Below are 16,722 nucleotides of genomic sequence, written 5' to 3' on the forward strand. Positions count from 1 at the left end.
TAAGATCTATGAATCATCTCGCCTTCACCCCCAAACTTCTTGTAACAGTTTCCACTAAATTTAACCACCCTTTAGCCATATTTTCAAAACTGTACGCCTTCATTGCCAAATTGCTTTGAACGCCAAGTCTCGAACGTAGCGAAGGGTCCATGATCAATTGTTCGAGGTACAGCGCCATCTGCTGTTCATCCAATGCTAAAAAACCATTTTGACTGTGTTTGATCAATTCATTTACCCCGGAACAAGTAGAAAAGCCGATACTCGGCAGGCCTATTGACATGGCTTCTGCCAAGGCCAGTCCAAACCCCTCATATTTGCTGGGGAAAATAAAAATATCCGCATCCCGCATCTTTATCAAGGGATCGTCGGTGAATCCACGAAGAAAGACCCTTTCAGCCAATCCAAGATCACAAATTTGTGTATTCAATCGATCAAAGTCTGGACCTATCCCCCAAAACTCCAAATCCCAATTGGGATATTTGTTTGCCAGGTCAGCAAAAATTGCAATGGCAACATGCTGCTGCTTACATTCTGTATCCAAACGCCCAACATGAATAATCTTATATCTTTCTTTGATACGGTCATGGATAACTAAATCGTGAGGATCTACCTGCTGGATTGGATTGGCAATAACGTCGCATTGTCCCGAAAAATTAGACGGTAGAAAATCCCGATAGCTATCAAATAAGATCTGAACACCATCTAGATGATCGAAACTAGCCGTTAACAAATCAACCATATAGGCTTTTCTCCCGCCCAGAACATTGGTATAATCGTAATCAGGTCTTCCATTGACCGAATCTATAATGGGGATTGACAGTGTATTTCCATAAGTAATCTCCAGAAGTGAGCCAATGGACATGGTAATAATCAAATCCGGCTTTAGTCCGTCGATATAATCTTTCCATAAAATCGCCCGCTTTCGCAGATTAAATTGAAATAATTTAGCTTCCCCCCCCATCCGTTGCTTCAATCGGCGGTTATACCACTTGCTGTATTTTTTGCGGGCCTTGTATTTCAACCATAAAAGTGGATTCGTCCCCTTATAGTTATAAATAGGAAGCTCGAGCTTCTGCTCCAAATTAGCGTCAAAGATATTCGTCACTTTCACCGACTTATGCAGCGGAAAAACTGGGGAGCCTTTTATGTTTTCATTGGTTGCAATCTCCACTAAATATCCATTTGTACTCAGTATGTTCGCTAACGTAGAACATATCTTTTCCGTGCCTCCTATTCCATTTAAAAAATACAAATGTTGTATTAGTAAAATCTTCATACGTCGAGATACTTATTTCTGATCCTTTGACGGACTTTTCTTCTTAGGCCAGCAATTGGAATAAACCTCACCCAAAATAAGCCTCGCTTCAATTTTTCAGCTCTCCTTTTACAATAATCTACGTAAAACGTATCAAAATCCCTATGATCTCGAGCTTCTACAAAATAGCTAAAAGGCACCGTTAATATTTCTTTATCGGCTTTGGTAAGATGTGGGCTTACATATTCTTGCATAAAATTTTGCAATAACTTAAACAGCTCTTCCTTCTCAAGATCATTAAATGCCATTTTTAAATAGCGAAACTCAAAAGGTTCATGTTCGATAAATAGCGCTAGTTTTAAGGCTTTTGAAGCAAAAAGATCATGTTCCTTATAAAACTCCTTCAACAGTTCTAACCATATTGGGATCTGTTTCAATAAGCGATCCGTCTGCCGATTAATTTGCGTATGATTTTGATTCTCGTGCTGTCTATAAAAATATACTGCCGCCGGATTGAATCCGATCTTATCGGTCATCAAAAAGAGACGATGTGAAAACAAGCCATCCTCGCAGGGCTGAATTCCTTCAGGAAAACGGATATGGGGATAAGTGTCCAATAAGGTCTTTTTGGTCAGCAAACCGCATGTCGGTACAGCAGTCAAACGTGGCGCACGGGAACAATAAGGCTCCCCCAAAATCAGCAAATCAAAATTTTGCTGTTTAGCAATCGCTAAAGAAGCTGACAAAAAGGTGCGTTCAATAGTATCATCAGAATCTAAAAAATAGACATATTCTCCGCTCGCATGAATGAGGCCGTTATTTCGAGCGACAGAAACGCCCGAATTTTCCTGGTCAAAAAAATAAATGCGAGCATCCAATGATGCATACTTCCGACAGATTTCAGCCGAAGAATCACTGCTACCATCATTAACGAGTATGATTTCGAAATCTTGTAATTCCTGATCAAGCACACTTTGGATCGTCTCGTCTAAATATTTTTCGACATTGTATACCGGTATAACTACCGAAACAGCAACCGGACGAGGACAATCCATACAACCATTTTTTACCATCATTAATCTTTAATATACAAAAATAGTAACAGAAATGATATATTAAAGGCTGAAATCATTTTAGTGACTTCTCAATATTGTCTTTGTTTAACGTAAATTCCCGGTATCTGAACTCCCCAGATTTATTACCGATCATTGCTCCCATCTTAATTAAAGACTCGTTGCTGCCCATTGGAAAAATTGAACTTCGATACGCATTATTTTTCAACAGCGGCTTCGGTAATACTTTGAAATTTAATCCATCTTTAGAATACCCAATGTATAACAGTTCCGCAGTATATCGTTTCACATCTCCCACTGCAATACAGAGAAAATAATAACCATCGGCAAATGTGGCCTGAATATGCCATGGTGAATTTACTCGTCCCTCTTTTAACCAGGGTCTATTTAGAAAATTTATGATTTTGCTTTCTTTAAATCCTGTAAAATTAATGCCATCGGTAGATGTTCTACGAACAACATAAGAAGGGTCTTTACCTTTAAAATTTTTCGAATTAAAATTCAGCTCAATTTCATAACTCAAAAACTCCTTCCCGTCATGGATAAAGGAGGGAGACAATAGATGATCATCTTTGGGCGTAAACGGAGGATTACTGGTAAAGGCGACATTCAAATTCGACCACTTTATACCATCTGTAGAGGTTTGTTGTACAATGGTGCGATGTGCATTTTGCTTCAATCGATCAAAATTGGTATTACTTAACACACATTTGCCTTTCAAAGCCTGCGCAGTGATAAAACTACCCCTATAGTAAAGATAAAACTGATTATTTAAGTATATCCAATCGACATCTGACCAGAAACCTTGAATCGGATCAACCTTGTTTTCACCGAAACTTTCTGTCGGAAAGGGAGCATTGATAATTGGATTGCTCAATCCCGGAGGATTTACCCAATCAAGACCATCATTGGATACAACAACACTTGGATTTTCAAATTTCTTTGAATTTTGATTCGTTCCAACTGCGCCAAAATAAGGCGTAAAAACCATCCAATACTTATATCCATTCAGCTTATTTGGAAAATAGAGAACATCTGGATGACAATAACTGGCATTTGCACCCGAGATATCTATAAAATCATTGGCATTTTTTAGGCCTTTAAAATTAGCGTCAGCAACAGTATGTATATTGACCAAACCTTCATCACTATCAAAAGTAACTGAATCAATGGGTTCAACAGTCCAAATAGGAGCTTCAACATCCTGCGCAAAAAAGTCCTCTGGACGGTGGCAAGCCACGAGGATAATACTTCCATAAAGAAGTATCAAAAAATTACGAATCATAAGTAAATATCAAACGGTAGAAACAAAAAAAATGCAACTTCGCTAACGATGTTTTTCAATAAATAAAATAAGCTGACGGCAAATAGCTGGATAAAACAAATTATTGTTTTTCGCTGCGAAATTAGCATAATTTTATCAAAGTAAAACAACGATTTTGTTTTTTAAATCACCAAGACAACAAAGACCCAAAATCAATCTAAAAAATTCGTTATCAAGACTTTCATTTTGCCGTTATAGGCACTAAAAAAACCACAGTGCTTTAGCTTTGACACGACATTAAACGTATCACTTGAGGTAAAAAAACTATTCATAACGTAATCTACTTTTTAAAACTTACTGTATTATTATTTGTATTCATACGCAAGCCTGCTCATTGTGCAAACACAATGAACAGGAACATCAAGCGTTATTATCTATATTGGTATTAAGAATCAAAAATTTTAATCATGGACAACAGTAAAAAACTTTATATCATCCGACATGCCAAAGCCGAAACTATTCCGGGCATCAACGACTTTGATCGTGCGCTTACATCCGACGGTATACAACACGCCAAACAAGTTGCGGCTAAGCTATCCGCAAAATTGACCCTAGATGAAAACAGTATGGTGATCAGTTCGCCAGCCAATCGCGCACTCCAAACAACGCGTATTTTTCTAGACGTCATGGGTTCCTCTTCTTTTGATATTCAAATTGAAGAAACAATTTATGAATGCACGTACAAGCATATGCTGTCCATCATCAATGCAATCCCCGATCATGTCAATCATGTCCTGCTCTTTGGGCACAATCCCACGTTGACTGATCTAGTGGAATACCTGACCCGAAAAGCAGCCTACTTACGCACCTCATCCTGTGCAGAGATAAGACTTGATGGTGGCTTCACCTTTCATATGCTCAGCGGCAATTGTGCCGATCTTGTGCAAATAATTGATTAAAATTCTATTCAAAGAACAAACTTATTTTCAGCTAATATCTGCTGATCACTTACCCGCATTTGATTTCATTGCCTTATCAATCACCAAAGGCACTGAAATCAAATCCAAATCATGTGAATACACCACAAATTTCTCGACCCAGCAGGGATCAAATTTTTCCTTAAATTCTTTTAAGCCCTTTGGCTGACGGAAGTAAGGATTATTTTCATATAGAAAACTGATCAAACGTTCAACAAGCCCTTTTTTCTTGTCAAATCCCGAAAAAGGAGCCAGTCCCATATTGAGAAAAGAATAACCTTCCTCTTTGCAATATTCTAAAAAACGGATAATCAATACATCCATATTTCCACCTGGTGCATCTTGCAATTTCCGTATAAGATCATACGTCGCCTCGTCCGGAGCATAATTGGGAATGATATTCAAAAAGGCCAAAATGCGCCCTTCGTTATCCTCCAAAGTAATTACATGGCTATTTTTAATCTTACCAACGTCAAACATGCCCTGAGAAAAAACACGTTCTGAACGCTTCATGTCTCTTAACCAATGATCCGACACAACCTGTAATTTCTGAAGCAAACCATTGGATAACGGCGCCCGATATAAATTCGAAACAAAGCCTTTCTTTTCAATGCTATTCACCGCATTCCGGAGTGATTTGCGTTTCTTTCCTTCCAGCGAAAAATTATCGACATTGACAATGGCCTCTTCTCCAATCAGAAAAGATTTTTTGCCCAACTGCTTAAAAACCCCCAAATGTCTACCGTCAACGCGGTAATAAGCTGTTTTTAAACTCGATTTGCGGCAATAGTGTTCAAATGCATTTATCAGTTCTTTCATGGCATCTTCAGTATCTTCACAAACGGGACCTTCGAGCACTATCGCAAAGCCATAACATTTTCTATACGCAATAAACCCCGTCAGCTCCTTGTTAAAGAAAAGATCTTTATCGCCATAGGTCTTAAAGTAATCGACAGGTGATTTACCATAACGCTCCAAAATGTGCTGCGCGATTTCTATCTGTCCCTCAACTTCTTCGTCCGCCAACTGACATGGGTTGACCATCCAGTAGAATAATGCTGAAAGACTGATCACACTAAAAAAATTGATAGAATATAAAAAGTACTGTCCTATGGCAGTCTGCGGCTCTGCAACATCACCATTGAGCAGTATAAAACCGTGCAATGTATTGCTCACCGCATTTACAATAGTAAAGTCTGTATTAAAATGCTTCGCATTCAAGAAATAAAAGCCCGTAATACCATACAGAAGTACAACCCCAACAAGCCACAAAACCAAGCTGAGATTTAAAGAGCTGAGCCTTCTGTTACTTTGCACAAAGTAATGTTTCGATGAATAGAGTAACATCAGCAACACCAAAAAAGCAAACCAGGCTTCTTCAAAATCCAACCCTTTGGAAAGATTGGCAACAATAGAAAGTGAACATAACGCAACCGCAACATACCAAGCCATACGTAGTCCCTTCAACAAAAAGCCCGAACACATCACCAGCAATATACCGAAGAAAAGTACCGCTGCATTTGAAAAATTTAATGCATCATAAGATATAAATTGCTTTAATGCCGTTATACGGCTATGGATAGCCGGCGTTAAGACAGAGATGATATTAATAAGGCCCATCACAAAAATAAAAACAGATGGAAGTATCCGAACAAAGATGTTGTTCTTATTCACAAAGAAACTAATTCCACCCAATGCCAACGGTCCCCAAAACTCAAATAAACGATATAACAAGGATATCGAAATCGCCTGTTCTTCGCTGTAGCCAAACTTACACAGAATGACAACCATCGACAACTCGATAAGTCCAACCCCCTTCATCAACGGTGAAAAACAATAGACCAAGGTTCCGACAGCATAGGTTACTGTACAGGCCAATAACGATGTTTCAAAGCCTAAAGCAAGCATAGCAATATAGATATGCAAAATCCCGACGAGCTCAATGACTGTCGCCCAAAGGAGACTTTGCAATACAGCCCAAAAATCTACGCCTTTTTTATGGAGTTCATTCCAGGTATTAGCAACGGAAGGGAAATGACGTACGGTAAAATTGTAGGCTCCACCACCACGGTAAAATGAGCTGCAGTACCAACCAAATCCCAGCAGTAGGACGCTAAAAACAAGCATAATCCCAATGATCTGCATATCAAGACCTGCGATTCCAACAAACAGAAAAACAAAAAGACAGAGGATAAATAAAGATACTAAACTAATAACTGCGTAGATAACCGAAGAAAGATTGGTGTTTGTATCATCAATTCCCTCCTGATTGACCTCTTTCTTAAAGAAAGCCAGGGAGGTAAATCCACCTACTGGAAGAAAAACACTGATAAAGTTTCTCTTTAGAAATAGGCGAGTAGCCCCACCCAGTGATAGTTTCTGTTGCAAAGACCTAAAACTATAGACATAGACCAAACCTTGCATGGCGATATAAGCCAAAGAAACCACGATCCCGATTGCCACCCAAAACAACGAGCTTGACTGGATAAGCCCTACCGACGATGCCAGCTCCTGTCTTTGATTTGCAAAAAAATATACAGCACCCAAAATGACCAATAGGCCCAATAAGGTTTTCCAGATCAACATCGTGTTTTTCATCAGCATAATTACCTCTCGAATTGACAAACCCAATTATTTCGTTTTTCTAAACCACTTTTACTAATGACATCATTTCCTCAAAATAGTCCCAATCCAATTTGTCTTTTTTCAAGCATCAAAAATCAATACCGATCTTTGCCCGCACACCCCATGGAGATACCCCCGGATTATCCAGGTACGTAAAACGGCGAACCAGATCGACCCGTAAAATTTTAAAGATATTACTCAGCCCAACACTACCTTCTATATAGGCCCCATTATTAAGCGAGAACAGCTGCGGTTCGCGCGGATCCTTGGGCAATTCATCAAAATTTTTTGTGTATCTGTTGGAGGCATCAACAGCGCCATACAACATCTTTACAGAGGCAATCTCCCGGAGATCCAGTTTTTTCAAAAGCGGAACTTTATTCAGAAAAAAACCATTAAATGAATGTTGAAGCAATAGTGATGTATATTTATCGCTCATAAATTCCATCGAATTCATCAAATTATAGGAGTTGAGCTGGTATGAATACGTTTGATTTGCCCGATGAATAATCATCAGCGGATAAGGAACCTTTCCAAATTGGATACCCGATTCAAATACGATATCGGCAAAACCAAATTGGGACGCAAAAAATCGCTTATTGGCATTTAATATGAAACGTTGGTAGTTATAATCTCCACCCAATAAACCTTTCACACCAACCTGTGCGGCTAAGGTAAAAATAGGTTGGCCCGTATTGATGATACGTCGATAACGTTTTCCCTGGTATAATTTCTCATGTGGAGCCCAGCGAATCTCTCCGGTGAAAGCAGAAGTCCACAGCTCATTGCCGTTACTTCTTCTAAAAGCGCGACGGTCATACGTTAAGATACCAGCCGGGCTAAGGATTTGATTGAAGAACCCCACTTTAAAGGATAAATGGTTTTCAAACTCCTGCCAATATTCGATCTGCCTCCGCTGTAGATAAAACATTTTGTCATTTTCCCCTCTTCTGAATGAAAGCAAAAAATTGTCATTGTCAATAAAATTGAGATCCTGCCCCGGCACCTGCACCTCTTTACTAACCTTAGCGGAGACTAACTTTACCGGAAATTTGTATACCGATTCACCGTTAAGGGAGTAAGTAGCCCCCATATTATATTTCCATTGCCTATCTTTCGTACCATAGGCACCATAACCATCCAGGACCAATGTCTTGCTAAAAATATCCGTCGTGTTGCCCCCAAATTTAAATCGGCTTCCTTCGACAGGGTTAAAACTATAGAATGAAGGTACTGGCCCTATTTCGATAACACCGCGGCCATAATAGCCCGACATGATAAAGGAGCCCAATGCCATCAGATTTTTGAAAGATTTTGATTGTTTTAAACTATCGATATTCGTAAAGGCCTGCGCCTCCAGCTTACTCAGTTTCTCAGGTCTCGCAAGATTCCAGTCAATTCCATTCGGATTCTGTGGTCCTGTTCGTGTCAATGCTTTACCATTAACAGCGAGTTGTGTTTCACTGGAAGGTGATCTGCTGGTTACTTTCTCCCCAAACAAACCCATACCATCCTTAAAGATTCCCATGTCTATCGTCAGGACTCCCCTACTCAGAAAAAAACGATGTGCTTGATTTTCCGAATAATTCAAAACAATATTTAACCCCTTCACCCAATTGATATTGGTCGCTTCGTTGATGGTCAGCTCCGCTTGATCTAAGGCATAACTCCCATCTAAGCGGATATAGATGAAGCCTGAAAAAAGTGCATCCTCCCTATTGCGTGGCTCTACGCGTATTTTGGCATGCCAAGGTTTACTATCCTTCAAAGTGTCAACCAGGTAATATTTATAAAACGAAGGTCCCAACGTCGCGATAGGGCTCAAAAAACGTCTATTCCCAATAGAGACATCCGTATCATAGATATTTGTTTCGCCATAAATTTTGTCCAGATACTCATCAATACCGTCTTCATCCAGGTACTGATCTACGCGCGATTGATTCTCCCCCAGTAAAACAAAGCTATTACCTTTAACGGCATCCAATTTTCGCTGACCGATTTTTTCATCCATGAATATGGGTACCAGCGACCTCCCGGGATACCTTAGCGTATCCATCCCCTGTTTCAAGAATCCGAAACGTTTGAGTAAGCGGGATTTATCCACCTTTTGATTTTGGATAGACAGGGACATCGATAGCTTCTCATATTCCTGATAGCTCCCTGCGGCCCCATTTAGGGCATTATTTTCGTCTCTTTTTTCAATTACTTTACGGATTAAATCGACTGTTGGATTATGTTTATTCGTGTATTTCCTCTTTTTAGGCGCATTCACGACAACTTCATCAAGACTTTGTTGTTCATCTTCCAAACGGATAATAAGAACCTTCTTGCCCTGTGCGACACTCATCGGGAATACCTGTTTTTTATAGCCAACGGCACTAAATAATAATTCCCAGTTGTCAGGCACGGATGGTAGCTGAAAATGCCCCTCTTTATTTGTTGCTACAGATTTGGCCGTATTGGAAAGTTTTACAGTAACACCTTGAATGGGTTTTGCCGTTGAGGCATCGAGGACAATCCCTGTTAATGAAGTTCCTTGTCCAAATAGTCGAGAAGTAAAGAACAGTAAAACCAATAAGAAACGATATTGCATAAAAAAAACTTGCATCTAAATTCAGTAGGATGACAAGGTTTTTATGAAAAAGTCCTAGTGCGATTGCTATCTTAATCGAACAGTATTATAAATCGTCTTAAAATCACGATTATAATTATGCGGTCCAGCCAATACATCGACCTTTAATCCCGCATTACGAAACATTTTCACGAGATCTTCTTCGCCCTCTTTACAAAAAACGTAAGTTGAAGGGAATTGCCTCAGCTTCAGCACTTCAGAAAGTACCTCATAGCCATTGGCTTTCTGTTTCCAGTTGAGCATAGTTGATACGGTCACCTCGAAACTCGCATACTGATCGGGCGACAAATAGGTAACATGTCGGATTGACTTTTTCAATGAATCCGAAAAATTATTCAGGACAAAGGGCAACACTCCCGCAGAAAATGAATGTCCTATCAAATAAATCTGATTGCAGTCCCATTCTTTTCTGAAATGGTCAATATATCGTTCGAATTCCCTGCCCGCTTCTTGCGGCGTTTTCTTTTTCCAGAAATATTTTTTTGCATCGATGACCAAACGAGGATATCCATCGAGTGAGAAATAAGCTAACAGGTTTTTACTAAAGTCATTATAACCACCATCACCCGTAATAAATACAAGCATTGTTTTTTGTTTGTTATTGGCATCTTTAAGTGGAATGACATAACTTGGCAGTACTTCTGCGTGTAATGGTTTTAGGGCAAGACTTAGCCAAAAAAATAGCAATAGCAATAATCTATCTGCTTTATAATGTGCAGTGTTCATGTGTATATAATATGTGTAAATATTTGCTTTGAATAATAACAATGCCTGTGACCACCTGGGATGATTCATTAATAAATACGCCGTGAAATCCTTTCCTCTGACACTATTTACCGGTTCTAATGTCCTTTATTGGAATAGATTTACGAACACCGTCCATCACATAAAAAAAGCCAAGAGCATTGTTTGAAATGTTACCTTCGACATTAGCAGGTACTGCAGACAATAAACCTTTCCATTCTGTCTCCTGAAATAGATTATAAATAAAACGGGAGTAACGTGGCGATTCAGAAAACTTAGAGACGATTAAACTGTCCTTCAACGATACTTCATAATTATATGTCTTCCCAAGTAAGTTGTTCAGTACGTTGGGCGCGCCCAAACGATAACTATAACTAAAAGGAGATCGAAAAGAAGAGATATCGTCTTCGGAAAAATCCTTTTGCGGCATAATAAGCCATTTATTAGAGGTTCGCATCCCGAACAGATGTTTACTGACTTTTACCCCCCATTTGCCATTCAAGTTATTTTTTTCTACCGGCAGAAAGGCATTTTCAATCGGTACCACGGGTATCAATTGATCCTGTGCTTCATATGATTTCCCATTCAAAGTAATCGTAAGCTGAAATACATTTCCTACGGTGTCCTTGAGGTTGAACAGCTCCCCATAGTAAAGCCCTTCACCCAAATCATTGAATTCAATCGTATTGGGACCATTGGTTACGCGGACGGTGGCTCCGCTAATCCCAATAGTCCCTGAATTAGACTTTAGCCCATCCAATTTCTTTAATTGGATATACTGCTCTTTGTACATGGTATTAATCCCGCCTTCAACAATCATATCGTACGATTGCCCCTCGTCTACAGCTGACTTCTGACAAGAAACCACTAAAAAACAAGCAACTATAATCAATAAGAATCTCATATCAATCAAAATCTCATGGTGTAACTAATCGAGGGAACCCGCCCAGAAAAGGATGTTTTCTGAATTGCCAAATTCCCATTGCTATCTTCGGAGAAACTATAATAAAGTGGATTGCGCTGATCAAATATATTATATAATCCAAAATTCAAGGTGTGTCTTCTTCCTCGCTCTCGCTGCCTTATGGTTTCCAAATCTACCGAGCAATTTAGATCAAAACGACTAAACGTAGGCATCCGATGGGAATTACGGCTTGAATACACTGGAACATATATCCCCTCATATTCCATAAATCCTATTGGATAGGTTAAAGGCCTTCCCGTATGAATCGTATAAAAAGCATTGAGATGCACCGACCTCCCCAAATCGTAGGACAAGTTGCTCTTAAGCACATGTGGAATATCGAAATTGGCTGCATACTCTTTTCCTTTATTGATGCCGTTGATCTTCCGAAACGATCTGGACCAGCTATAGAAAATACTGCCCGAAAACTCACCGATACGCTGATTGACGGATAATTCTAGTCCATAGGCACGCCCCTTTCCTTGGCGCAGCTGTGTTTCGATAAATGGGTTGAGTATTAACTGCGCATGATCGATCAATTCGACCTGATTGCCCATTCTCTTCCAATACCCTTCCAGTCCGATATTTCCACGATACAATAATCTGTTGATACGAAAAGAAATCGCATCAACATATTGTGGTTTAATATTTAATCCCGCCGGTACCCACGCTTCCAACGAGGAAAAAGCAAGTTCATCGTTCTGTAATAACTGCAAATATTGATAACTCCGATTATAAGCCAGTCGGAAAGCATAATCATTGCTCATTTTATATTGCAAAGACAGGCGTGGCTCTAAACCATAATACGATTTTTTCTTGTCAGCATCGTTTGACAACGGCTTATACGAGCTGCCATCCAATAAATAATAGCGTCCAAAGGAGGCATTAAAAAAGGCATTTGCCCGCATTCCCGCAACAATCCGGAAGGCTGAATCAATCTTCCAGTTAAAAGAAATATAACCCGTATAATCATAGGCCTGGGCCCTAAAGATATTATCCTCCGTATTTGAATTTACCGGTGATATCTCCCCGGGATTAAAACGATGTAAGGTACCCTGGAGACCAAAATCCAAGGTGCGGTCCAATCCCATAAAATACGTAAAATCGGATTTCAAACTAAAGTCGCGTATCCGTGTCAACCAGATCTGATTGTCACTCGATTCGGGTTTACTGACATCCAATTTATTATGATAATCACTGAATATAGCCGAAAGGTTCATAAATAATCGGTCACTATGCACATGGTTCCACCGCAAAGTAGAGGTCCAATTACCCCAACGATTGGTATTCTTATTCGGTGAAATAACTTTATCTTGCCCATAGTAACCCGAAAGATAAACCCGATTTTTCTCGTCAAATGTATAGTTGAACTTCACGTTATAGTCACTGTACTTACCTTTGACATTAAACAGCCGATAATCTGTGTTAAAAGCATTTAATATACTTCCCCGTGCAGTGGCAATGAAAGCACCTTTTCCTTTTTTTATAAATGGTCCCTCAGCACCAACCCGAGCAATCAATAGACTTGATCCACCAAAAACATGAAAAGCATTGGCATCGCCATCTCTGGTACTCATATCCATAATGGAAGAAAGACGTCCCCCTAAATTTGCAGGGATAGCATCCTTATAAAGCTGGGTATTCTTCAAAATATCCGAATTAAACACCGAGGTTAAACCGAATAGATGCGATGGATTATAAACAACAGCTTCATCGAGCAAAATAAGATTCTGGTCTTTACCGCTTCCCCTTACAAAAAGATTACTGCCACCTTCTGTTAATCCGTTAATCCCATTTTGCATCTGTAATACCTTCATGATATCAGCCTCGCCTTTATAAAAAGCATTTCTTCGTGTTTGGGTCCAATTGATCTTATCGGTGAAACTTCCCATGTGCTGCGCAGTCAAGGAAGAATCCACATTGACCACCACCTCACTCAAGTTGAAATCTACCGGAGCGAGCTTAATGACCAGGTAATTATTTTCTAACGCAGCATTTAATGAGACCACCCTTGTTTTATAGCCCAGATAACTTACATAACAACTGTATTCGCCCCGTGGTAATGTCAGTGAGTAAAACCCATATTTATTACTTAAACTACTTTTACCTTTCTCCGCGATCAACAAAGTGGCACCAATCAGGTTTTCACCACTCAGACTGTCCACAACACGTCCTTTTATGGTAAAAGTTTTATCTTCCTCATAGAAGATCAGCGCCCTATTGATAATTGTAAATCCAACATTGGAATCTTTCAGCAAATAATTAAGAACTTCTTCCAAATTGGATTTGTCAAACGAACGACTATAGATGATGTCCTTGTTAAAAATCTGCTCATCATAGGACATGGATATATCGTATGTTTTATGAATTTCGGTAAGTATCTGAATGATCTGTTTGTTGTGCGTGTCAATTGAAATCCGTAATTCAGCAGGGGAGTTCTGTCCGATGGCTTTCGAACATACAACCATAACTAACCAGCAGAAAAAGAGCAGACGATACAGTATCCTATCTTTCATATCAGCAACGCGAAGAGTCTATTCGTAGATACTATATCCCTTTTTACCAGTTTTCCATTTCACATTTAAGGTTTTGGAAAGAATCTGAACGATCTCATTGAGCGTCTGCCCATCAAAATACATGCTGAGCTTCCGTGCTTTTAAACTATCTCCAACGACAGTTATATTCGCCCGAAAGTGCTTTTCCAAATCTGAGCAGATACTATCCAACCGAACATTTGAGTAGCTCAGCTTTTGCGCTACGTCAGTATCATTGTCTACCGACAGATCAATTTTAGATAAAGACGCTGTTTGTCTTTTATAAAGGCCCTTTTGATTTTTCTGTAAAACAAGCTCTTTTGCATGATCACCCTTTCCACTACTTAAGGCTACTACCCCCTCTTTCACAAATACTTCGACATCATCTTTCAGTAAATTGACCTCAAAGGTAGTGCCGATATCACGTACATAATTATGTTCAAGATCAACCACAAAGGAGCTTCCTGTTTGATGTTTGACATCGAATAGCGCTTTTCCCTTTTTGAGCTCGACAGTTCTTTGCTGTGGAAATGTCCTTTTGTTGAACATCGCTTCAGCTCCGGCCTGTAGTGTGATGATCGAACCATCGGGAAGTAGGGTAGGCTGCTGAGCTACTGATCCATATAATCGGATTTCATTGCCCATCCAACGGTCGAAGTTCAGGTAACCGGCAAAACCGACCACGAACAATACGGCTGCAGCCACAAATTTCATCCAGGGTTTCCAGATTGTTCGTACCGCTGTCGCGATCTCCGGTTTTTGATGATCCCCTGTTTTATCCAACTGATTTTTAAATTTTTCCCATTGGCTACCAGTATCTACTTTTTTATAGCATTCCAGTACTATAAGGTCGTCAGCTATACTTCTAACTTCGTGGTATAGATCGTGGTTTTCCACATCCTCCGAAATCCAACGCCCAAGCAACACTCCTTCCCTTTCGGAAATAGTCCCATCCAGCTCTTTCTGAATCAAGTCATAAGGAATAAATCTTGAAGTATTGTTTTCTTCCATAACTATAAGATAATAAACTGGACAAAAAGTCCTAATGAAAAAAATAAAAAGCCAATGAGAAGCAACAGAAATGTTTTTTGCTTGGCCAAAGCGACCCGAATTTTATCGTAAGCAATGGTCAGATGATTTTTAACCGTTTTTATGGAGATTCCCAATTGATCCGCGATTTCCTGTTGTTTCATCTTCTCGTACTTACTCATAAGAACGATTTTTCGACACTGCGGCGGCAGTCCTTCCAGTATACTTTCGATCATCAACAACTTGGATTCGTAAAGTGCGGCACGATCAGTTTCATCTTCATCATCGGTCAGATCCAATTCCTTGCTATAATCGTTATTCCGTTTCAAAAAACGTTGATTCTTTTTGAGGTAGGTAAGCGAAAGGTTGATAACGCTGCGAGATAGGTAAGCTCCCAGTGATTGACTAATGGCCAACTTGCCTGCATTTTCCCATAACATCATAAATACGTCATTAGTGAGCTCCTCAGCGATGGCCTCCTCACGCACGTACCGAAAAGATAAGCTATACAATTTACGGAAATGGCTCTTATAAATAGCTTCAAAAGCATCACGATCTTTTTGGACTATCTTCTTAAGCAGGTCAACGTCATTTGACATAGGACTTCGGTAAAGCTAATAATAAACGTATGTAAAAATAATCAAATTCCATGGAGATTTTATGCATCTAGTTAATTTACAACTCAATGAGTCACCAAAACTGTTTAACGTAAAAACAAACAATAACGCGACTCAATTAAGTGAATTTTAAATAAATTTTCTATTTTTACAAAAAATCACAAAACATGTTAAAAAATCACTTTTTTATAAGTTTAATTTTATTTATTTTCATTTCATGTACCAAAGAAAATTATCCTGAAAACCCAGCGGTAATAAAACCAGAAGAGGAATCTCTTACAACAAGAATGACCAAAAATATGGATGTTTGGACTGACAATAGGGTGATTAATATATTTGAAGAAGGTAAAATCCGTATTTATGATAAAGAGGACCATACGGATCATTACACTACTTTCCAATTGGATAAAGAGGCTGTCGATTCTATTGTATGGCATATTGATGATATTTTACACTACAGTTCAGGCGTTAATCCTTTTCGTTCCATGACAGGTGTCACATTTTACAAACCTGGGGAATACAAATTTAACTTACTAGTTTACAAAGACAATAAGGTGGTCAAAAAAGCTGAGCTTATGATCAGAGCCGTTCCCGGAAAAGATTTTTTTAATATCGATTGGGGAAATCCACCGAGCAGCAGCATTGTAGGGCAATCGTACTCCTACAAAGGTTATCGCGTTGATCAAACTTATGTAAAAAAACAATATCCCTATAGTAGCATAGATTTTTATTATGAAAATAAATCCGCACAATTAACACCAGAAAAAGAAAAAGAATATTTACTGGAAGCGGCAAGTAAAACCTATAGTAGCCCTTCGCTCTCTGCAGGGAATAATGGCCAAGCTGAACTAGATAATAAGTATAATTTACTTTTCAAAAATAAGTTTAACGCCACTACAGTAGCAATCTGGGAAAACCGATCTACCGCTGTCGCCCTGATAGGTTATCCAAAAGATAATATTGAACATTATAGGATTATCGGAGAGCCTAAATATTAAAACATGTTTT

Annotated in this window: 12 protein-coding genes; 2 read left to right on the forward strand and 10 right to left on the reverse strand. The window is 39.2% G+C overall.

The genetic code is table 11. The features are described 5' to 3' along the window. Positions 1-13 precede the first annotated feature (13 nt). The 3 genes from AAH582_RS22045 to AAH582_RS22055 form a co-directional block, all read right to left on the reverse strand. Entirely contained in the window at positions 14-1,276 is a 1,263-nt protein-coding gene (locus AAH582_RS22045) for a glycosyltransferase (protein WP_343320630.1), read from the reverse strand. Further along, positions 1,273-2,310, reverse strand: coding sequence for a glycosyltransferase family 2 protein (locus AAH582_RS22050; RefSeq protein WP_343320632.1), 1,038 nt, complete (start codon positions 2,308-2,310; stop codon positions 1,273-1,275). The genes AAH582_RS22045 and AAH582_RS22050 overlap by 4 nt, the downstream gene beginning before the upstream one ends. 73 nt (positions 2,311-2,383) lie before the next feature. After that, complete coding sequence (locus tag AAH582_RS22055; protein ID WP_046672778.1) at positions 2,384-3,613, reverse strand: hypothetical protein; 1,230 nt, start codon at positions 3,611-3,613, stop codon at positions 2,384-2,386. Between the two features lie 446 nt (positions 3,614-4,059). Here AAH582_RS22055 and AAH582_RS22060 point away from each other — a divergent pair, with 446 nt between their 5' ends. Continuing rightward, positions 4,060-4,551, forward strand: a complete 492-nt coding sequence (locus tag AAH582_RS22060; RefSeq protein ID WP_046672779.1) for a SixA phosphatase family protein — start codon at positions 4,060-4,062, stop codon at positions 4,549-4,551. 45 nt (positions 4,552-4,596) lie between these two features. Here AAH582_RS22060 and AAH582_RS22065 read toward each other — a convergent pair whose 3' ends face one another. From AAH582_RS22065 to AAH582_RS22095, 7 genes are all read right to left on the reverse strand, one after another. Next, the gene (locus AAH582_RS22065) at positions 4,597-7,167 is read right to left on the reverse strand and encodes a flippase-like domain-containing protein (RefSeq protein ID WP_343320633.1); all 2,571 of its coding nucleotides are present in this window, start codon (positions 7,165-7,167) and stop codon (positions 4,597-4,599) included. A 115-nt stretch (positions 7,168-7,282) separates the two neighbouring features. Beyond that, positions 7,283-9,802: a DUF5686 and carboxypeptidase-like regulatory domain-containing protein gene (locus tag AAH582_RS22070; RefSeq protein ID WP_343320634.1), complete on the reverse strand. Its 2,520-nt coding sequence runs from the start codon at positions 9,800-9,802 to the stop codon at positions 7,283-7,285. A gap of 51 nt (positions 9,803-9,853) precedes the next feature. Then, positions 9,854-10,552, reverse strand: coding sequence for an AcvB/VirJ family lysyl-phosphatidylglycerol hydrolase (locus AAH582_RS22075; RefSeq protein ID WP_343320635.1), 699 nt, complete (start codon positions 10,550-10,552; stop codon positions 9,854-9,856). Positions 10,553-10,655: 103 nt separating this feature from the next. Then, a complete protein-coding gene (locus tag AAH582_RS22080) occupies positions 10,656-11,474 on the reverse strand; it encodes a DUF4249 family protein (RefSeq protein ID WP_343320636.1) in 819 nt (272 codons plus the stop codon). 5 nt (positions 11,475-11,479) lie between these two features. After that, positions 11,480-14,050, reverse strand: a complete 2,571-nt coding sequence (locus AAH582_RS22085; protein ID WP_343320637.1) for a TonB-dependent receptor — start codon at positions 14,048-14,050, stop codon at positions 11,480-11,482. Positions 14,051-14,068: 18 nt separating this feature from the next. Next, positions 14,069-15,079, reverse strand: a complete 1,011-nt coding sequence (locus AAH582_RS22090) for a FecR family protein (RefSeq protein ID WP_343320638.1) — start codon at positions 15,077-15,079, stop codon at positions 14,069-14,071. Between the two features lie 2 nt (positions 15,080-15,081). After that, complete coding sequence (locus AAH582_RS22095; protein ID WP_343320639.1) at positions 15,082-15,696, reverse strand: RNA polymerase sigma-70 factor; 615 nt, start codon at positions 15,694-15,696, stop codon at positions 15,082-15,084. A 185-nt stretch (positions 15,697-15,881) separates the two neighbouring features. On the opposite strand from AAH582_RS22095, the gene AAH582_RS22100 reads away from it, so the two are divergent. After that, positions 15,882-16,712, forward strand: a complete 831-nt coding sequence (locus AAH582_RS22100; RefSeq protein ID WP_343320640.1) for a hypothetical protein — start codon at positions 15,882-15,884, stop codon at positions 16,710-16,712. The last annotated feature ends 10 nt before the right edge of the window (positions 16,713-16,722 follow it).

Source organism: Sphingobacterium multivorum (assembly GCF_039511225.1).
Lineage (GTDB): Bacteria > Bacteroidota > Bacteroidia > Sphingobacteriales > Sphingobacteriaceae > Sphingobacterium.